At 72.8% G+C, this 18,496-nt stretch carries 14 protein-coding genes, 2 pseudogenes and 1 riboswitch; of the genes and pseudogenes, 5 read left to right on the top strand and 11 right to left on the bottom strand.

Going from position 1 to position 18,496, the window contains the following annotated elements; genetic code table 11:
• Positions 1–123: 123 nt before the first annotated feature.
• Positions 124–1,272: a ferrochelatase gene (locus IF04_RS0122615; protein ID WP_030260856.1), complete on the bottom strand. Its 1,149-nt coding sequence runs from the start codon at positions 1,270–1,272 to the stop codon at positions 124–126.
• 153 nt (positions 1,273–1,425) lie between these two features.
• Here IF04_RS0122615 and IF04_RS0122610 point away from each other — a divergent pair, with 153 nt between their 5' ends.
• Together IF04_RS0122610 and IF04_RS0122605 are read left to right on the top strand one after the other, a co-directional pair.
• Positions 1,426–2,697 carry an MFS transporter gene (locus IF04_RS0122610; protein WP_030260853.1) on the top strand — a complete coding sequence of 424 codons (1,272 nt, stop codon included), beginning with the start codon at positions 1,426–1,428 and terminating at the stop codon, positions 2,695–2,697.
• Positions 2,657–3,976, top strand: a complete 1,320-nt coding sequence (locus IF04_RS0122605) for a D-arabinono-1,4-lactone oxidase (RefSeq protein ID WP_030260850.1) — start codon at positions 2,657–2,659, stop codon at positions 3,974–3,976. Before IF04_RS0122610 ends, IF04_RS0122605 begins: the two co-directional genes overlap by 41 nt.
• 38 nt (positions 3,977–4,014) lie before the next feature.
• Here IF04_RS0122605 and IF04_RS0122600 read toward each other — a convergent pair whose 3' ends face one another.
• Complete coding sequence (locus tag IF04_RS0122600) at positions 4,015–5,229, bottom strand: hypothetical protein (RefSeq protein ID WP_030260847.1); 1,215 nt, start codon at positions 5,227–5,229, stop codon at positions 4,015–4,017.
• A 487-nt stretch (positions 5,230–5,716) separates the two neighbouring features.
• Here IF04_RS0122600 and sepH point away from each other — a divergent pair, with 487 nt between their 5' ends.
• The gene (gene sepH / locus IF04_RS0122595; RefSeq protein ID WP_078600646.1) at positions 5,717–6,835 is read left to right on the top strand and encodes a septation protein SepH; all 1,119 of its coding nucleotides are present in this window, start codon (positions 5,717–5,719) and stop codon (positions 6,833–6,835) included.
• A 245-nt stretch (positions 6,836–7,080) separates the two neighbouring features.
• Here sepH and IF04_RS0122590 read toward each other — a convergent pair whose 3' ends face one another.
• Positions 7,081–7,917, bottom strand: coding sequence for a sulfurtransferase (locus IF04_RS0122590; RefSeq protein WP_030260842.1), 837 nt, complete (start codon positions 7,915–7,917; stop codon positions 7,081–7,083).
• A gap of 387 nt (positions 7,918–8,304) precedes the next feature.
• On the opposite strand from IF04_RS0122590, the gene IF04_RS0122585 reads away from it, so the two are divergent.
• Positions 8,305–9,084, top strand: coding sequence for a VOC family protein (locus tag IF04_RS0122585; RefSeq protein ID WP_030260840.1), 780 nt, complete (start codon positions 8,305–8,307; stop codon positions 9,082–9,084).
• A gap of 10 nt (positions 9,085–9,094) precedes the next feature.
• Here IF04_RS0122585 and IF04_RS37700 read toward each other — a convergent pair.
• The 6 genes and pseudogenes from IF04_RS37700 to IF04_RS0122560 all read right to left on the bottom strand — a co-directional run.
• Positions 9,095–9,358 (bottom strand): annotated as a pseudogene (locus tag IF04_RS37700) (thymidine kinase); the annotation flags it as partial.
• A 106-nt stretch (positions 9,359–9,464) separates the two neighbouring features.
• Positions 9,465–9,734, bottom strand: a pseudogene (locus tag IF04_RS37695) (helix-turn-helix domain-containing protein); the annotation flags it as partial.
• Between the two features lie 94 nt (positions 9,735–9,828).
• On the bottom strand, positions 9,829–10,479 hold the full coding sequence (locus tag IF04_RS0122575) for a thymidine kinase (RefSeq protein ID WP_030260839.1): 651 nt from the start codon (positions 10,477–10,479) through the stop codon (positions 9,829–9,831).
• Between the two features lie 268 nt (positions 10,480–10,747).
• Positions 10,748–11,947, bottom strand: a complete 1,200-nt coding sequence (locus IF04_RS0122570; protein WP_030260837.1) for an alkaline phosphatase family protein — start codon at positions 11,945–11,947, stop codon at positions 10,748–10,750.
• Positions 11,947–12,537 carry a DUF5998 family protein gene (locus IF04_RS0122565; RefSeq protein WP_030260834.1) on the bottom strand — a complete coding sequence of 197 codons (591 nt, stop codon included), beginning with the start codon at positions 12,535–12,537 and terminating at the stop codon, positions 11,947–11,949. The genes IF04_RS0122570 and IF04_RS0122565 overlap by 1 nt, the downstream gene beginning before the upstream one ends.
• Positions 12,538–12,594: 57 nt before the next feature.
• Positions 12,595–15,486 (bottom strand): bifunctional acetate--CoA ligase family protein/GNAT family N-acetyltransferase, encoded by a 2,892-nt coding sequence (locus IF04_RS0122560; RefSeq protein WP_030260831.1) that lies wholly within the window; start codon positions 15,484–15,486, stop codon positions 12,595–12,597.
• Between the two features lie 248 nt (positions 15,487–15,734).
• Here IF04_RS0122560 and IF04_RS0122555 point away from each other — a divergent pair, with 248 nt between their 5' ends.
• Positions 15,735–16,016 (top strand): HPr family phosphocarrier protein, encoded by a 282-nt coding sequence (locus IF04_RS0122555; RefSeq protein WP_030260828.1) that lies wholly within the window; start codon positions 15,735–15,737, stop codon positions 16,014–16,016.
• Positions 16,017–16,284: 268 nt separating this feature from the next.
• On the opposite strand, the gene IF04_RS0122550 is transcribed toward IF04_RS0122555, so the two are convergent.
• Together IF04_RS0122550 and IF04_RS0122545 are read right to left on the bottom strand one after the other, a co-directional pair.
• The gene (locus IF04_RS0122550) at positions 16,285–16,983 is read right to left on the bottom strand and encodes a GntR family transcriptional regulator (protein ID WP_030260826.1); all 699 of its coding nucleotides are present in this window, start codon (positions 16,981–16,983) and stop codon (positions 16,285–16,287) included.
• A gap of 268 nt (positions 16,984–17,251) precedes the next feature.
• Positions 17,252–18,085, bottom strand: coding sequence for a M23 family metallopeptidase (locus tag IF04_RS0122545; RefSeq protein WP_030260824.1), 834 nt, complete (start codon positions 18,083–18,085; stop codon positions 17,252–17,254).
• A gap of 12 nt (positions 18,086–18,097) precedes the next feature.
• A riboswitch (cyclic di-AMP (ydaO/yuaA leader) is annotated at positions 18,098–18,255 on the bottom strand.
• Positions 18,256–18,496: the final 241 nt, after the last annotated feature.

The following is an 18,496-nucleotide window of genomic DNA, read 5'->3' as shown; positions in this document are numbered from 1 at the left end:
GCTCCTTGTTCGTACGGAAGGCCCCGCGGGTGCTGCGTACGGCAGGTCCGCGGGCCGCCGCGGGGCGGGCGCCCGCGGGCCGGGCAGCCGGGCCGCACGCCGTCGGGCGGCCCGGGACGGGCATCAGGCCTCCGCTGGCGCGCCGCTCCAGTCGGCGCCCGCGGCGGCGGGCCGGGGCGAGCGGGCCGGGCAGCAGCCCACCGGGCAGAGGTCGTGGCTCGCCCCGAGGGCGCCCAGGGCACAGCGCTCCGGGGAGCGGCCGCGCTCGGCCGCCGCGCGCTCCAGCAGCAGATCGCGGACGGCCGCGGCGAACCGCGGGTCGGCGCCGACGGTGGCGGAGCGGACCACGGGCAGGCCCAGCTCGGCGGCCTTGGCCGTGGCCTCCGTGTCGAGGTCGTACTTGACCTCCATGTGGTCCGAGACGAAGCCGATGGGGGCCATCACGACGGCCGGGACGCCCTGCGTGTGCAGCGTCTCCAGGTGGTCGCAGATGTCGGGCTCCAGCCACGGGATGTGCGGGGCGCCGCTGCGGGACTGGTAGACGAGCCGCCAGGGGTGGGCCGTACCGGTCTCCTCGCGCACCGCGTCGGCGATCACCTGGGCCACATCGAGGTGCTGCGCGACGTATGCCCCGCCCTCACCGCCCTCGGTGTGCTCCTCCGGGCGCCCCGAGGTGTCGGCGGCGGCGGTGGGGATGGAGTGCGTGGTGAACGCGATGTGGGCGCCCGCGCGGACCTCGTCGGGCAGCTCGGCGAGCGAGGCCAGCACGCCGTCGACCATGGGGCGGATGAAGCCGGGGTGGTTGAAGTAGTGCCGCAACTTGTCGACCTGCGGCAGCTCCAGGCCCTCGGCCTCCAGGGTGGCCAGCGCGTCCGCCAGGTTCTCCCGGTACTGCCGGCAGCCCGAGTACGAGGCGTACGCACTCGTGGCCAGCACCGCGATGCGGCGGTGACCGTCGCGGACCATCTCGCGCAGGGTGTCGGTCAGATACGGCGCCCAGTTGCGGTTGCCCCAGTACACCGGCAGGTCCAGGCCGTGCTCGGCGAAGTCCTTGCGCAGCGCGTCCAGCAGCTCGCGGTTCTGCGCGTTGATCGGACTCACGCCGCCGAACAGGAAGTAGTGCTGCCCCACCTCCTTGAGGCGCTCACGGGGGATGCCGCGGCCGCGCGTCACGTTCTCCAGGAACGGGACCACGTCGTCCGGGCCTTCGGGACCCCCGAAGGAGAGGAGGAGCAGGGCGTCATAGGGAGCAGGCACTGACTGTTCGGGCATGTCCCGATCCTCCCACCCGCCACTGACAGCCGGAAAACCGGAGGCGCCGACGGAGTGCCACCCGTAAGCTGTATGGCTGCAGTACGTTCCTTACTGCCGTCCTGACCCGGCTCACCGCGGTTCCCGCGGACCTTCACTTGGCGGAGCGCCCCCTTGCCCAGTCCCTACCGCGCCCTGTTCGCCCGGCCCGGCACGAAGTCCTTCACCGCCGCCGGGTTCCTGGGGCGCATGCCGCTCTCCATGACCGGCATCGGCATCGTCACGATGGTCTCCCAGCTCACCGGCCGGTACGGCCTGGCGGGCGCGCTCTCCGCGACCGTCGCGCTCTCCGCCGCCGTGCTCGGGCCGCAGATCTCCCGGCTGGTGGACCGGCACGGCCAGCGCCGGGTGCTGCGCCCGGCCACCCTCGTCGCACTGGCCGCGATCGCCGCCCTGCTGACGGCGGCACAGCAGCGCTGGCCCGACTGGACGCTCTTCGTCTTCGCGGCCTGCGCGGGCTGCGTGCCCAGCGTCGGCGCGATGGTGCGCTCCCGGTGGGCGGCGGTGCACCACGGGTCCCCCGAGATGCTGCACACCGCGTACTCCTGGGAGTCGATCGTCGACGAGTTCTGCTTCATCGTCGGCCCGATCCTCGCCATCGGGCTCTCCACGTCGTGGTTCCCCGAGGCCGGGCCCCTGCTGGCCGCCGTCTTCCTGGCGGCGGGCGTCTTCTGGCTGACCGCGCAGCGCGCGACCGAACCGGTACCGCATCCGCGCGAGCACCACACGAAGGGCTCCGCGCTGCGCTCCCGGGGCCTGCAGGTCCTCGTCGTCACCTTCACGGCCACCGGTGCGATCTTCGGTGCGATCGACGTGGTCACGGTGGCCTTCGCGGAGGCCGAGGGCCACAAGGGCGCGGCCAGCCTCGTCCTGGCGGTCTACGCGCTGGGGTCCTGCGCGGCGGGCGCGGTCTTCGGGATGCTGCGCCCCTCGGGCCCGGCAGCGCGGCGCTGGGTACTGGGCGTGCTCGCCATGGCCGTGAGTATGATCCCGCTCCAACTGGTCGGGAACCTGCCGTTTCTGGCCGTGGCGCTCTTCGTCGCGGGGCTGACCATCGCACCGACGATGGTGACCACCATGGCCCTGGTCGAACAGCACGTACCGCGTGCGCAACTGACCGAGGGAATGACCTGGACGAGCACCGGGCTCGCGGTCGGGGTGGCGCTCGGCTCGTCGGCCGCCGGCTGGGTGGTGGACGCGGCCGGGGCCCGTACGGGGTACGTCGTGCCGGTCGCGGCCGGAGCGCTCGCGGCCGCGGTCGCGTTCCTCGGATACCGCCGGCTGCGGCCGGCGGCGACGCGGGCGGGGACACCCTCGCCCCGGGTGACGGGAGGGCTGGGCGCAGATGACAGTGACCGGAGCGGCTCGGGAGAGCGTGTGGCGTAACTGGGCGGGAAACGTCGAGGCCCGCCCCGTACGGAGCGTGGCACCGGCCTCCACGGAGGAACTGGCGGCGGCCGTACAGCAGGCGGCCTCCGAGGGGCTGACCGTGAAGGCGGCCGGCACCGGCCACTCCTTCACGCCCGCGGCGGCCACCGAAGGACTCCTCATACGGCCCGAACGGCTGACCGGCATACGGAGAGTGGACCGCGCCGCCGGGACCGTCACCGTGGCCGCGGGCACGCCCCTGAAGGACATGAACGCGGCACTGTCCGCGCACGGCCTGTCGCTGGCCAACATGGGCGACATCATGGAGCAGACCGTCTCGGGCGCCACCAGCACCGGTACGCACGGCACGGGCCGGGACTCCGCCTCGCTCTCCGCGCAGATCGTGGCCCTGGAGCTGGTCACCGCCGACGGCTCCGTACTGCGCTGCTCCGCACAGGAGAACGCCGACGTCTTCGCGGCGGCCCGGCTCGGCCTGGGCGCGCTCGGCGTCCTCACGGAGCTGACCTTCGCCGTCGAACCGGAGTTCCTGCTCACCGCCCGTGAGGAGCCGATGCCGTTCGACCGGGTGACCGCGGACTTCGATGCGCTCGTCGCGGAGAACGAGCACTTCGAGTTCTACTGGTTCCCGCACACCGGGAACTGCAGCACCAAGCGCAACAACCGGAGCCAGGGACCCGCGGCACCGAACGGCGCCGTCAGCGGCTGGGTCGAGGACGAGCTGCTCTCCAACGGCGTCTTCCAGGTGGCCTGCGCGGTCGGCAAGGCACTGCCCGCCACCATCCCCGGCATCGCCAAGCTCTCCAGCCGCGCACTGTCCGCCCGTACGTACACCGACATCCCGTACAAGGTGTTCACCAGCCCGCGCCGGGTGCGCTTCGTGGAGATGGAGTACGCCGTCCCCCGGGAAGCGGCGGTCGCTGCACTACAGGAGCTGCGCGCCCTGGTCGAGCGCTCCGGCTTCCGGATCAGCTTCCCCGTGGAGGTGCGCACCGCACCCGGGGACGACATCCCGCTGTCCACCGCCTCCGGGCGGGACACCGCCTACATAGCGATGCACATGTACCGGGGCACGCCCCACCAGGCGTACTTCACGGCCGCCGAGCGCATCATGACCGCGCACGGCGGCCGGCCCCATTGGGGCAAGCTGCACACCCGGGACGCGGAGTACCTCGCCGCTGCTTACCCGCGTTTCGGCGAGTTCACCGTGCTGCGGGACCGGCTGGACCCGCAGCGGGTGTTCGGCAACGCGTACCTGCGTCGCGTGCTCGGGGACTGACGCGGGGCGCGCCCCGGGCCCGGGCTGCCCGGCGTCGCTCAGGAGGAGCCGGGGGCCGGGGTCTGGCCGGTGTCCTGGGCGCCGTCGGCGCCGCTCCCGGTGTCGGGGCTGCTGCTCGCGCCGTCGTCCGCGCGGTCGGTCGGCGTGGGCTCCGGGTCCGGGGACTCGTCGCCGTCGCTCGGCGACGGGCTGGGCGCGGTGGTCTCGTCGTCCGAGCCGCTCCCCGTGTCGCTGCCGCTGTCCGCCCCCGAGGGCGCCTCGGAACCGCTGTCCGTACTGCCGTCCGTGGCGTCCGGCTGCGGGGTCGGCTCCTCAGTGGCGCCGCCGCGGTCCGTGTCCTCGGTGGTCGTGCTCGGCTGCGGCGTCGGCGTCGTCGGGGCGCTGTCGCCGCCCCCGCCGGAGCGGAAGAAGTTGCTGACCGAGGTGCCGTTGCCGCCCGCGGCGTCGTGCCCGGTGGCCAGCTCGAAGGCGGTGACCCCGGCCATCGCGAGCAGGAAGACCGCGAGCGCGGCGAGCAAGGTGCGGCGCCGGCCGCGCAGCCGGGTGCCGTACAGCGTCCGGAACTCCGCGTCGGGGGTCTCTTCGGGGGTCTCCGCCACAGAGGCGCCACCGGGCGGCTCCGCCACCGTACGCAGCGCCATCGTGCGCGTGTCCTGCTGCGGCACAGGCCGGGTCGCGTCCTCCGCGCCGGGCGGGCTGAGGACCTGCGTCTCGTCGGCCGCGGGCGAGGCGGTGAGGACCTGGGTCTCGTCATCCGCGGGCAGGGCGGTGAGGGCCTGCGTCTCCTCGGCAGCCGACGGGCGGGGCAGGGGCCGGGTCGCGTCGGCGTTCTTGGCCGCCGCCACGGAGGTGATCTCGTCCTCCGTACCGCCGCGGTCGAACGTCGGGAGCACCATCGTCACGCCCGCCGAGGACGCGGACCTGACGCGTGTCGCCCCGCGCGCACCCGTACTGGGGGCCGTCATCCGGCTGCCGAGCTGCTGGCGGCGGCGCGGCCGGGGCCGCGTGCTGACCGTCGCCTCCTTGACCTGCTCCCCGGTACGCCGGAAGAGGTGCTGAAAGATCGACCCGCCGGTGGTGGCGACCACGCTGACCACGCCGGCGCCGATGACCGTCCCGTAGACGCCGAGCCGCCCGGCCAGGTATGCGGCGACCGCCGCCGCGAGCGCACTGCCCGACACCTGGGCGACGCTCAGGTCGATCCGTTTCTCCTTCCCGGTCTTCTTTGTCTTGCTTTCGGTTCTGTCGTCCATCCTCGGCCCTTGAGCGACGCTTCGATCCGTCTTGCACAGAGAAGGGACATTTAGGCGGACTGGATAGTTCCATTTCTGGCGTTTTTGTGAACCAGGTCACACGATTCCGTGCGGCTCGCCATTCGATCGCATAAGTAGAGAGGTCGACAAGGCGACCGAACTCCGCTGGGCAGGGAAAACTTGGCGGCGCGGCGCCCCACTCCGGTGGTCCGAATGGAGTACTGTTGCGAATCCTGGCCCCGGTTTCCCGTCCGGCTGCCCGGACCCACGGGAGGGGCCCGCAAGGCGGCTCTCGCCCCGGGGCGCCGCCACTCGGCACGGGGTGCTGGTACACAGGGCAACCGGCACGGTCACCGGAGGTTGCAAACTGGTTACCGTGTCATAACGGCGTTTCAGGGCCACAGCCTGACACGCCGGGCAACTCGGCAATGTTGTGGCAGGCTGCACCCGGGCAGGCCACACTCGACTAGCGGAAGCAGCGACGCACGTGACGTCGGCAGGCACCACCCGGGAGGTCCCCATGCCCGAACTGCGTGTCGTGGCCGTCTCGAACGACGGCACACGGCTGGTGCTCAAGGCTGCGGACAGCACCGAGTACACGCTGCCGATCGACGAGCGGCTGCGTGCCGCGGTGCGCAATGACCGCGCACGCCTGGGCCAGATCGAGATCGAGGTGGAGAGCCACCTCCGGCCACGCGACATCCAGGCCCGTATAAGGGCCGGTGCCTCCGCCGAGGAGGTCGCGCAGCTCGCCGGCATCCCCGTCGACCGGGTGCGGCGCTTCGAGGGCCCGGTACTCGCGGAACGCGCGTTCATGGCCGAGCGCGCCCGTAAGACGCCCGTGCGCCGGCCCGGCGAGAACACCGGTCCGCAGCTGGGCGAGGCGGTCGCCGAGCGGCTGCTGCTGCGCGGCGCCGACAAGGACAGCGTGCAGTGGGACTCCTGGCGCCGCGACGACGGCACCTGGGAGGTACTGCTCGTCTACCGCGTCGCGGCCGAGCCGCACTCCGCGAGCTGGACGTACGACCCGCCCCGGCGGCTCGTGCAGGCCGTGGACGACGAGGCACGGGCGCTGATCGGCGAGACCGACGACAGCCCGGAGCCGAGCTTCCCGTTCGTACCGCGGATCGCCCGACTGCCCCGGGACCGGCCGCTGGACCGGACCCTGGACCGTCCGCAGCCCGCCGAGCGGCCCGCGCCGCCGGCCGCCCCCGAGGAGGACGCGCCCGCGACCTCGGCTTCGGCCTCGGCCGCCGTCGAGGAGACCGAGGAGCGGGACCCGCGCGACTCGCTGACCAGCCTGCTGGAGGCGGTACCGAGCTTCCGGGGCGACCTGGTCGTCCCCGAGCCGAAGACGCCGCCGGACGACGAGCCGGCCACGGAGCCCGAGGTCGAGGAGGAGGCCGCCCCGGCCGCGAGCGCGGGCGCCGGCTCCGCGTACGCCGACGTACTGATGCCGCGCGCCGTCGCGGGACACCGGGACCGGCTCACGGGCACGACCGACCGCCAGGCCGAAGCGGACGGCGTCCGCCCCGGCCGCCGCGCCGCGGTGCCCAGCTGGGACGAGATCGTCTTCGGTACGCGGCGCAAGAAGCCGGACGCCTGACCTCGTAGCGGTCGGCCCGAGGCGCATTCCGGCCTTGGGCTGCCCGCGTGCGGAAACGGTCCTGCGGGCTGCGGCCGGCCCGCGCGTAACGGTGCCGCGGGCAGTACTGCGGGCGGTGGGCCGGTACGGAAACGGTCCCGCGGGAGCTCCCGCCCCCCTCGCCGCGTAACGGTCCCGCGCCGCAGGGCGGCCCCGGCGGGTGCGATCCCCTCGCACCCGCCCGCGTACCGCCCCCGGCTCGCCTCTCAGCCCGCCTCGGGCCCCGTGGCCACCGGACGGGACGCGTCGCCCGACCACTCGCTCCAGGAGCCGACGTAGAGGGCCGCCGGAACGCCCGCCACGGCCAGCGCCAGCACCTCGTGCGCGGCGGAGACGCCCGAGCCGCAGTAGACCCCGACCTCGGCGCCCGGCGCGGCTCCCAGGGCGCTGAAGCGCTCGGCCAGTTCGGCGGCCGGCCGGAACGTGCCGTCGGCGGCGACGTTGTCGACCGTCGGGGCGGAGCGTGCGCCCGGGATGTGGCCGGCGACCGGGTCGATGGGCTCGACCTCGCCCCGGTAGCGCTCCCCTGCCCGCGCGTCCAGGAGCACCCCGCGCCGGGCCAGTGCGGCCGCCTCGTCGGCGGTGAGTACCGGCACCGCCCCGGGCGCCGCCGTGAAGTCGCCGGGCTTCGGAGCGGGCTCCTCGTCGGTCAACTCGCCGCCCGCCGCCCGCCAGGCCGGCAGCCCGCCGTCCAGGGCGCGTACGTCCTCGTGTCCCGCCCAGCGCAGCAGCCACCAGGCGCGGGCCGCCGCCCAGCCCTGTCCGCCGTCGTACACGACCACCGCGCGGTCCCGGGAGACACCGGCCGCGCGCATGGCCGCCGCGAAGTCCTCCGGGTCCGGCAGCGGGTGGCGGCCCCCGGAGCCCGCGGGCCCGGCCAGATCGGCGTCGAGGTCGACGTAGACGGCACCGGGCAGATGGCCGGTCGCGTACTCGGCGTGCCCGGACGGGCCGCCCTGCTGCCAGCGGACATCGAGGAGCACCGGAGGCGTCCCGCCCGCCAGCTCGCTCGCCAGTTCGGTAGCGGAGATGATGGCATTCATGGCCCCATCCTTGCGCAGTCACGACCGCTCCACGCCGCCCACGGGCAAGCGGTGAGGAAGTACATGAACCAGTTCATCACCACGTAAGGGACAGGTTCCGCACCACGTAGAGGACAGGCTGCTCACCACGTAGAGGACAGATTCCTCACCACTTAAAGGACAGGTTGCTCACCACATGGCCGACGGGTCCCTCACACAGGACGGTGACATCCGCAGAAACGCCACTGCGTCATCAGATCGGGCACTCTCCGACCCGGCCGCACAACAGGTCGCGCGACCAGCGGCGCGGCCGCCCCGCGCCGCCTACGGGGGGATGCGAGCATCTGCACGGCACAGCCCGCACCCCGTACGGTCCCCACCCTTGATTGGTCCGAGGAGCAAGCGACGATGACGACCGAGGCAGCGAGCCGGCGGACGCCCGGCACCCCTTGCTGGGTGAGTCTCATGGTGCACGACCTGCCCGCCACGCAGGACTTCTACAGTGCGCTGTTCGGCTGGGAGTTCCGCCCGGGGCCGCAGCAACTCGGTCCCTACGTACGGGCGCTGTCGGCCGGCCGGGAGGTGGCCGGGATCGGTGTGCTGCCCGCCGAACGGCAGCTGTCCATCGCCTGGACGCCCTATCTGGCGAGCGACGACGCGGACGCCGTCACCGAGCGCATCCGCGCCTGCGGCGGCACGGTCGGCGTCGGCCCGCTGGACGCCGACCACGCGGGGCGGATGGCGCTCGCCTCGGATCCGCAGGGCGCGGTCTTCGGGATCTGGCAGGGGCACACCATGAAGGGCACGGCGGTGGTCGGCGAACCGGGCACCCTGGCCTGGAACGAACTGGTGACCCCGGAGGCCGCCCCGGCCGGCAGATTCTACGAACACGTCTTCGGCTTCGAGACGGAGGCGACGCACCACCCCGGAGGCGACGACCTGACGCTGTGCCTCAAGGGACGCCCGGTGGCGGGCATCCATGGGGCGGGCGACGCGCTGCCCCGGGAGCGGGGGCCGCACTGGGCAACGTACTTCGCGGTCTCCGACACGGACGCGGCAGCCCGCCGGGTCACGGAGCTGGGCGGCCAGGTGACCGGCGCGCCCCGAAACTCACCCCACGGACGACTGGCAACGGTCACCGACCCGGAGGGCGCGGAGTTCATGGTGGTACAGCGTCCGACGGAGTGACCACGTCGGGGCGCCGGCAGAGCACCTCGTACCCGACCGCGACCCCGACCGCGTGCACGTCTCCCACGACCACCTGGCCGCCCTCGACGACCACCTGCCCGCCGACGTACGGGCGTTGTGCGTCGCGCGGGCGCCGCACCAGCACAATGCCTCGACCTGAAGCACCTCTATGCGGTCGGCCAGTTCCACCAGCCGCTGGGAGCCGGGGAACAGCTTGCTGCGCAAGTCGGTAGTCGGTGGTGATCCCGAAAACAAAGACATCCAGCCCCAGCTCGTGGGGGTGATGAATCCGCGTGATCGTCAGGGTCCGGTTTCCCGTTGAGCGCGTCGTTGCTTGGCGCAGTGTGCAACGCGCAGGGTTCGGCATGGCGGACAACGTCCACGGCCCGGGCGAGGGTTGGCGCCAGTGCGGCCAGGGCCTCGACGGCCTCGCGGATGTAGCGGCAGGCGGTCGAGGTCCCGGTGCCGAAGCCCGCGGCGAGCTGGGGCACGAGTATCACCACACCGCAGATGGGCCAGAGTCAGCAGGGCCTGACGGCCCGTTGGCGGGCGAGGTAACCGCGTGTCCTGGGTCCGGTGCCGGGCACGCAGCCGGCCGGACGGAAGCGCAGTGTGGAACTGGAAAACCTGCGGACAGGCGCACCAGCCAACGTCCGTGCGTCTCTATCGCCATAGCCCACAGATCACGACGGGCGCAGCCGCCTGCCCGAGCGTAGGTGCCGGCTCAGGTACACCTACCCGGCCTCAGTCAGTGGTGACCGGCAGGACATCGGGCGACAGCGCCGCCGCACGAGCCGTGGCGCTCGTCATCCGCTTGCGGTGATGGCGTCGGCACAGGACCTCGTACCCGACCTCCTCTGCAGGCATGGCCACATCGCCCACCACCACCTGCTCGCCCTCGACCACCATCTCGCCGCCCACCGTGCGGGCGTTGTGCGTGGCCCGGGCGCCACACCAGCACATGGCCTCGACCTGCAACGCCTCGATCCGGTCCGCCAACTCGAGCAGCCGTTGCGACCCGGGGAACAGCTTCGTGCGGAAGTCCGTGGTGATGCCGAAGGCGAAGACGTCCAGGGCCAGGTCGTCCACGATCCGCGCCAGCTGATCGATCTGTTCGGGCGCGAGGAACTGAGCCTCGTCCACGATGACGTAATCGACCTTGCCGCCGTGTGTCATCTGCTCCACGAGGTACCCGTAGAGGTCCATCCCGGGAGCTGCCTCCACCGCGTCCGTCACCAGTCCCAGACGCGATGACAGTTTGCCCTCCCCCGCACGGTCGTCGCGGGTGAAGATCACGCCCTGCAGGCCGCGGGCCGAACGGTTGTGCCCGATTTGAAGCGCCAAAGTCGACTTCCCGCAGTCCATCGTGCCGCTGAAGAACACCAGTTCAGCCATGGGGGGTTCAAGTTGCCTTTCGGGCGCGTCGGGGCCTGCCGACGGCGATCGGGTCGTACGAAGGGAAGGGGGAGTTCGGGCGGGTATTGGTTTGGCGCCTGCTGCCCCTCGGAGAGGGGAGCCTGGGCGGGGAGGCGGGGCGGGTGCCGTACCGTTTCAGCCCCCGCTTCCCCCATGGGGGGTCGCAGAGCCCCTGCTCAACACAGTAACGGGTGGCACTGACAACGCCATCGGCGCGCGTCAGGTGCGGGCTTCCGGATCGAGCAGCTCAGGTGCGGACTTCCAGGAGGGGCACGAGTTGTTCGACCGGGGTCATGGAGCCGTGCATGCCGACCATGGCTGATTCGCGTGGTTCGTTCTGGCTCGCGATGATCACCATGTCGGCGTGTGCGGCGGCCACCACGTCGCCGATCCTGCCCCGTACCCGGTCGTCGACGTGCGGACCGAACCACCCGGCGGCGATCGCCTCGTCGCGGCCGGCCACCCACATCTGTTCGCCGACGACCTCGCGCCAGACCGCGAGCACGTCGTCGGCCGCGCCCGGGTGCGCGTACACGTGGCGACAGCGGCCCTCGCCGCCCAGCAGCCGTACGCCCGCGCTCAGTTCCCAGTCCTCGTCGAAGTCGACGCGGGACTCGGGGTCGAACGGGATGTCGATCATGCCGTGGTCGGCGGTGATGTAGAGGGCCGAGCGGGGCGGGAGCTGCTCGGCGAGGCGCTCCGCGAGCCGGTCGACATACATCAGCTGGCCGCGCCAGGCGTCGGAGTCGACGCCGTAGCGGTGGCCCTTGCCGTCGACCTCCGAGTAGTACGTGTAGACCAGCGACCGGTCGCCGGCGGCCAGCTGCTCGGCGGCCAGATCCATCCGGTCCTCGCCGGAGAGCCGGCCGTGGAAGGTGCCGCCGCTGAGCGCGATCTCGGTGAGCGGGGTGCGCTCGAAGTTCGGCGCGGAGACCTGGCAGGTGTGGATGCCCGCCGCGTGCGCCCGCTGGAAGACCGTGGGGTACGGCTGCCAGGCGTACGGGTCCGTCCACGGCTGCCAGCGCAGCTGGTTCATCAGCGCGCCGGTGTCCGGGTCCTGGACGGTGTATCCGGCGAGGCCGTGCGCGCCGGGCGGCAGGCCCGTGCCGACCGAGGCCAGCGACGTGGCCGTGGTCGAGGGGAAGCCGGCCGTCATGGGCAGCCCGGTGCCGTTCATGGACGTGCCGAGCAGCGAGGTCAGGAAGGGTGCCTCGGCCGGGTGGGCGCGCAGCAGCTCCCAGCCCAGGCCGTCGATCAGGAAGACGCAGGCGCGGTCGGCGGGGGCCAGCTCCAGGCTCGTCGGCTGCGCGTGCGCCAGGCCCTGGCCCGCGGTGATGGCGGGCAGGAGGTCGGCGAGGGCACCCGTGCCGTAGCGGGGTACCGGCGCGGTGGCGAGGTCGAGCGGCTCGGGCCAGGCGGATGCCGGGTCCACGGCGAAACCCGCCATCAGCGGGCGGCCGAGGCGGCGGTGGCTTCGGAGAGCGCCTGGGCGAAGGCGAGCGTCTGCCGGACGGTGTCCGGGCCGTCGCCGGCCTCGCTGACCCGCAGCGAGAGGTCGTCGGCGGTGGAGGAGCCGGTGTAGCCGTGGTCGGCTTCGCAGTTCGGGTCGCCGCAGCTGGCGGGCTCCAGGTCGAGCCGGGCGACGGCGCCCCAGCCGATGGTCAGCACGACCTCGCGGGGCAGCTGCCCGGGGGTGTAGGACTCGGGGTTGGCGACGACGCGGCTGAGCACGACGGAGGAGATCCGGCCGAGCTTCACCGACTCGGTGGAGGTGGTGGCGTACGGCGTCGGCGACGTGGCGTCCGCGGCCTGCTCGTCGGTGTGGCTGACGATGAAGCGGGTGCCGGTGAGGACCAGCACCGTGACGTGGCGGCGCACTTCGTTGGCGTCGAAGGTCGTCTCCTGGTGGACCAGGTACGAGACCACCGGCTCGCCGCCCACCGCGGCCTGCACCGCCTCGGCCACGAGTGCCGGGTAATAGCCGCTGCGCTCGATCGCCGCGCGCAGCCCCTGGGTCGTCGTACCGGTCTTAGCCATGCCGTCCATCCTACGGGGCGCCGGGGCCGCCACGGGCCGCAGGCGGCGGGCCGGGGCTCAGTACACGGGGAGGCGGCGGGGGCCGAGGTCGGTGGTGGCCGGGGGCCGGGCGAGGCGTACGGAGGCGCCGAGGACGGCGAGGCCCTGGGGGGCGACGACGACCGGTTCCAGGTCGATGCCGACGACCTCGGGGTGGTCGTCGACGAGCCGGGAGACGCGCAGCAGCAGTTCTTCCAGCGCGGCGCTGTCCACGGGCTGCGAGCCGCGCCACCCGAAGAGCAGCGGTGCGGTCCGGATGGAGCGGATCTGTTCGGCGACGTCCCGGTCGGTGGCGGGGATGAGGCGGTGTGCCATGTCGCCGAGAAGCTGGGAGGGGGCGCCGGCCAGGCCGAAGGAGAGGACGGCGCCGGCCGCCGGGTCGATGGAGGCGCGGATCACGGTGTCCACGCCGCGCGGCACCATCGCCTGCACCACCGGGCGCAGCTCCTCGGGCTTCCCGAGGAAGTCGGTCAGCTCTTCGTAGGCGCGGCGCAGGGCGCGTTCTCCGGGGAGGTCGAGGCGCACGCCCCCGAGGTCGGCGCGGTGCCTCAGGTGCGGCGCGGTGGTCTTCAGGGCGACGGGGTAGCCGAGGGCCTCGGCGGCGCGTACGGCGGCGTCCGGGTCGGGTGCGGGGAGCGCGGCGCGAACGCGGATGCCGTAGCGGCCGAGCAGGGCGGCGGCCTCGTCGGCCGGCAGTGCCACGGAGCGGTGCGGCTCGGCGTCGTCGGTGAGCTCGTCGAGGAGCCGTTCGATGTCGGCGCCGGCTGCGGCCTCCTCGATGTCCTCGTACTCGGGGACCTTGCCCGGTACGGCGGACTCGCGGCGCCAGGCGGCGTACCGGACGGCCTCTGCGAGGGAACGTACGGCCCGTTCGGCGGCGGGGTAGGCGGGGATGCGGGGCGGGCCGGCGGGGCGGGCCTCCGGGGCTTCTGCGGCGTCGTCGGCGGCTTCGCCGTGGGCTTCCGTCTTGTCCGTGGCCGCCGGCTCCCCCGTCGTCCCTGTCGGCCCCGTCGTCCGCGTCGTCCCTGTCGTCCCCGACAGCGCTCCCGCCAGCTCCTCCATGGCCAGGTGGACGACGGTGACGGGCTTGGCGGGTCCCTCGGCCGCGGCCTCGCGCAGGGCCGTGGCGAGTGCGGCGATCTCCTCCGGGTCCGCGCTGCTGCCCTCGGCGACCCAGGGGATGGCGGTGAGGACGACCGCGTCGATGCGGTCGTTGGCCAGGGCCCGGGTCAGCGCCGCGCGGAATTCGGCGGTCGTGGCGGCGAAGGGCAGCACATGGGGGCGCTGCGGGCGCAGCCCTTCGGTGAGGCACGCGTCGTACGCCAGGAGGGCGAGCGCTTCGGAGTTGCCGAGGATCGCCACCCGGGGGCCGGCGGGCAGCGGCTGGGAGGCGAGCAGCAGCCCCGCGTCGATCAGTTCGGTGACCGTGCCGACCCGGATGACGCCGGCCTGCCGCATGAGCGCGGAGACGGTGGAGTCGGGGACGCGGGTGGTGGGGACGGTGTGGCCGAGCGGGACGGTGCCGCTGTGCCGTGCGCCCTTGACGACCACGACGGGCTTGGCGGCGGCGGTGCGGCGGGCGAGCCGGGTGAACTTGCGGGGGTTGCCGATCGACTCCAGGTACAGCAGCGCGACGTCGGTGTCGGGGTCCTCGTACCAGTACTGGAGCAGGTCGTTGCCGGAGACGTCGGCGCGGTTGCCGGCCGACACGAAGGTGGAGACGCCGGCGATCGCGCCGTCCCCGGGGCCGCGCTCCTGGAGGGCGGCCAGCAGCCCGATGCCGATCGCGCCGGACTGGGTGAAGAGGCCGACCCGGCCCGCGCCGGGCAGCCGGGGCGAGAGGGAGGCGTTGAGGCGGACGGCGGGCGCGGTGTTGATCAGTCCGAAGGCGTTCGGGCCGACCAGCCGCATGCCGTACGAGCGGGCCTGGCGCAGCAGTGCGCGCTGCTTCTCGCGTCCTTCGGGGCCGGCCTCCGCGTAACCCGAGGTGAGGATGACGAGCCCCTGTACGCCGTGCTCGCCGCAGTCGCGCACGACATCGGGGACGTGCGCGGCGGGCACGGCGACGACGGCGAGGTCGACGGGACCGGGGATGTCGCGGAGGGAGCGGTGGGCCGGCACGCCCTCCGGGTCCAGCGTGCTGCCGCCTTCGGGGAAGGCGTGGTTGACCGCATACGTGTGGCCGGTGAAGCCGGAGTCGAGGATGTTGCGGAGGGCCGAGCGGCCGACGCCCCCGGGGGCGCGTCCCGTACCGATGACGGCGATCGATCCGGGGGCGAGCAGCCGCTGTACGGAGCGGGCCTCGGCGCGGTGTTCGCGGCCGCGCATGACGGCCACGGACTGTTCGGTGGGCTCCAGGTCGAATTCGAGGCGGACGACGCCGTCTTCGAAGGTGCGCTTCTGGGTGTACCCGGCGTCCGTGAACACCTTGATCATCTTGGTGTTGGCGGGCAGCACCTCGGCGGCGAAGCGGCGGATGCCGCGCTCGCGGGCGACCGCCGCGGCGTGCTCCATGAGCGCGGAGGCAACGCCGCGCCCCTGGTGCGCGTCCTGTACGAGGAAGGCGATCTCGGCCTGGTCGGCGTCGGGGCCGGTGGCGGGCCGGCCGTCGGCGTTGATGCGGTCGTACCGGACGGTGGCGATCATCTCGCCGCCCACGAAGGCGGCGAGCCCGACGCGGTCCACGTAGTCGTGGTGGGTGAAGCGGTGCACGTCGCGGTCGGAGAGCCGGGGGTAGGGCGCGAAGAACCGGTAGTACTTCGACTCGTCGGAGACCTGCTCGTAGAAGGAGACCAGGCGCTGCGCGTCGTCCGGGGTGATGGGGCGGATCCGGGCGGTGCCGCCGTCACGCAGCACCACGTCGGCTTCCCAGTGGGCGGGGTAGGCGGCGGCATCCGACGGCGTCTCCATGCGGACAGCGTACGACCGTGTGCGTATCCGGGGGCGGACCGAAGTGCCCGGAAGTGCCCCGGATGCGACCGTACGTACTCCGGAGCGGGACGGTGTGTACGACCGGGTCTCAGCATGCGTACAGCCGGGGCGTGACGCAGGCTGGGGCTTCTAGGATCCGAGCTCTCACGGGGGCTGGGCACACCGGACCACCGGTGCCCCCGTGAGAGACTGGTCTAGACAACTTTCCCTACTCGAAGGGCAACACCATGGCTGAGCGCCGCGTCAATGTCGGATGGGCCGAGGGTCTGCACGCCCGCCCCGCCTCGATCTTCGTCCGTGCGGCCACCGCTTCCGGCGTGCCGGTCACGATCGCCAAGGGCGACGGCAACCCCGTGAACGCCGCCTCGATGCTCGCCGTCCTGGGCCTGGGCGCCCAGGGTGGCGAGGAGATCGTGCTGGCTTCGGACGCCGACGGCGCCGACGCCGCGCTGGACCGCCTGGCGAAGCTCGTCTCCGAGGGCCTTGAGGAGCTCCCGGAGACGGTCTGACCCTTCGGGCAGGCCGGCGGCCGCACACCGCCCGGTTCCGCCGTCACGGCCCCGCCGGAGTGACCCGCTTACGGGTCACGGGCGGGGCCGTTCGCATTACCGCGGGACATCCGAGTCCTCCGAGAGGCCCCACCGGTGGCACGGAATTACCCGCCTTTCCCTTCCGCCGGAGCCCGACGCAAAAGCCATTCGAGGCGCGCGCGAAAAGAATTCAGGCACGGCGGAGCAGGGGTATAGAATTCCCCAGGAGTTGTATACGGCAGCGGTGTTAATTCCGTACGCGTGCCGTGTTTACGGATGGTTTCGCTTCCCTCACCGCCGGTGCGGGACGGCGCAGCCGGTGGGCGGGCAGCGCGTGCTCCACATGCGCGGCGGTCAGTGCGCGGGCGCGCTCGGCATCACCGCGCGCCACCGCGTCCACGATCGCGCCGTGCTCCTGCCAGGACCGGTCCGCCTCGCCCGGCGACGGCTGGTCCAGGTCGATCGCGTACACCCAGTCGATCTTGCGGCGCACCTGGGTGAGCAGCGCCGTCATGCTCGCGCTGCCGGACGCCTGGGCGAGCGTCTCGTGGAACCAGCCGTCCAGTTGCCGCAGGTCGGCGACGTTGCCGTGGCGGGCTCTCGTGCGCCCCAGGCGGACCAGGCCGCGCAGTACCTTCAGATGGGCGGCGGAGCGGCGGGCCGCGGCGCGGGCGGCCCCCAGGGGCTCCAGGAGGAGGCGGATGTCCAGGAGGTCGGCGGCCTCCTGCTCGGTCGGCTCGGCGACGCACGCGCCCGCGTGCCGCCGGGTGGTGACGAACCCCTCGGACTCCAGCGTGCGCAGCGCTTCCCTTACGGGGACGCGGGAGACGCCGTACCGGGACGCGAGCAGTTCCTCGATCAGCCGGGCGCCGGGCGGGAACGTTCCGGAGACGATGTCGTCGCGAATCGCCGTGCAGACCGCATGCGCCGAAATGTTCCCTCGCATCGTCGGTGCCTCCGCCGTAATCCTCTGGAAACGCCGTACGGGCGGCGCCTTTTCCGTGACTCTATGACACCGGACCGGCATTTCCGATGGCCGTCACGAATTCATGGATATTTTTTGGCCAAGGGGCGGGAGTTCCGGGGAGCCGGGGGCGGGAGTTCCGGGGAGCCGGGGGCGGGAGTTCCGGGGAGCCGGGGGCGGGAGCGCATACGGAGACGGCGAAGCCCCGGCCGGGGCCGGGGCTTCGGGGAGGCAGAGAGGCGCTGGGCCCTCAGACGCTGACGCCGTGCGAGCGCAGGTACGCGACCGGGTCGATGTCCGAGCCGTAGTCCGGGCCGGTGCGCGCCTCGAAGTGCAGGTGCGGGCCGGTGGAGTTGCCGGTGCTGCCGGACAGTCCGATCTGCTGGTTCGCGGAGACCTTCTGGCCGACGGAGACGCCGATGGACGAGAGGTGGCCGTACTGGGTGTAGCTGCCGTCGTCCATCTTGAGGACGATGTTGTTGCCGTAGGCGCCGCCCCAGCCGGCCTCGACGACGGTGCCCGCGCCAACCGCGTGGACGGCGGTGCCGGAGGCGGCGTGGAAGTCGATGCCGGAGTGGCTGCCGGAGGACCACAGGCCGCTGGACGCCTTGTACGGCGTGGAGACGTAGCTGCCGGCGATCGGCGACACGAAGCCACTGGCGCTGAGGGTGGTACGGGCGTCGGAGCGCGAGGCGCGCTTCTCCGTCGCCTTCTTCTTGGCGGCGGCCTTCTTCTCGGCGGCCTCGGCGGCGGCCTTGCGCTGGGCCTCCTGGGCCTTCTTCTTGGCGGCCTCGGCGCTCTTGACGGCGGCTTCCTCGACCTGCGCACGGGCGGCGGCGACCTCGGCGGCCTCCTCCTGCGCGTCGGCCTGGGCGACGATGTTGTCGGCGACCCGGTCGCCGGTGTCGGCGATGGCGCGGGTCAGGCCGGTGTCGGTGGCGGCCGGGTCCTCGTTCGCGGCCAGCGCCGGGGAGGCGATGGAGACGACGACGCCGGTCGCGGCGGCTATGCCGGCGATATTGCGGGTGGTCCGGGCAGCACGGCCGGGGCGGCGGTGCTTGCCGGTGGCACGGGTGAACGCCATGACCGGCGCACTCCTTTCCTTCCTTCTCGCCTACCGGGTTAGCTGACGGGTTCGGAGCAGGAAGGTCTCCTACGGCGGCCTCCGAAGAGGACGCCGATTCACCCCAAGGGGACATGTGGGTCCCCGGCTCCCCTGGCTCGCGCCGTACGGGGACTCGGCGATGACTGTCCGGCGGCCGCGGGCGCGGCGCACTTCTGACGAACAGCCGGACCGACGCTAAAGGGGACATCTCGCGATCAGCAAACAGAATCGGTTGTTTGTGCCGGACGCCACACGCAGCAGAGGCAACCACCTACAGCATTCCGGACAAAAGCGAAGATCCCGGGCCGCTTTAGCGACCCGGGATCCTTTATGTCCTGCTATGTGAGCGGTGTTGGTGCGGTTCAAGTCAGCCTGTGACGGTACCGGTAC

It is taken from the genome of Streptomyces violens (assembly GCF_000717745.1).
Lineage (GTDB): Bacteria > Actinomycetota > Actinomycetes > Streptomycetales > Streptomycetaceae > Streptomyces > Streptomyces violens.
The sequence above is the reverse complement of the archived record's forward strand: the minus strand, read 5'-3'. Positions and strand labels throughout refer to the sequence as shown.

Coding starts and splice junctions, on each gene's coding strand:
- IF04_RS0122550 (WP_030260826.1), bottom strand. CDS start 16,983: ATGCGAGGGAACATTTCGGCGCATGCGGTCTGCACGGCGATTCGCGAC.
- IF04_RS0122565 (WP_030260834.1), bottom strand. CDS start 12,537: ATGGCTAAGACCGGTACGACGACCCAGGGGCTGCGCGCGGCGATCGAG.
- IF04_RS0122600 (WP_030260847.1), bottom strand. CDS start 5,229: ATGGACGACAGAACCGAAAGCAAGACAAAGAAGACCGGGAAGGAGAAA.
- IF04_RS0122605 (WP_030260850.1), top strand. CDS start 2,657: ATGACAGTGACCGGAGCGGCTCGGGAGAGCGTGTGGCGTAACTGGGCG.
- IF04_RS0122590 (WP_030260842.1), bottom strand. CDS start 7,917: ATGAATGCCATCATCTCCGCTACCGAACTGGCGAGCGAGCTGGCGGGC.
- IF04_RS0122570 (WP_030260837.1), bottom strand. CDS start 11,947: ATGGCGGGTTTCGCCGTGGACCCGGCATCCGCCTGGCCCGAGCCGCTC.
- IF04_RS0122585 (WP_030260840.1), top strand. CDS start 8,305: ATGACGACCGAGGCAGCGAGCCGGCGGACGCCCGGCACCCCTTGCTGG.
- IF04_RS0122575 (WP_030260839.1), bottom strand. CDS start 10,479: ATGGCTGAACTGGTGTTCTTCAGCGGCACGATGGACTGCGGGAAGTCG.
- IF04_RS0122555 (WP_030260828.1), top strand. CDS start 15,735: ATGGCTGAGCGCCGCGTCAATGTCGGATGGGCCGAGGGTCTGCACGCC.
- IF04_RS0122615 (WP_030260856.1), bottom strand. CDS start 1,272: ATGCCCGAACAGTCAGTGCCTGCTCCCTATGACGCCCTGCTCCTCCTC.
- IF04_RS0122545 (WP_030260824.1), bottom strand. CDS start 18,085: ATGGCGTTCACCCGTGCCACCGGCAAGCACCGCCGCCCCGGCCGTGCT.
- IF04_RS0122560 (WP_030260831.1), bottom strand. CDS start 15,486: ATGGAGACGCCGTCGGATGCCGCCGCCTACCCCGCCCACTGGGAAGCC.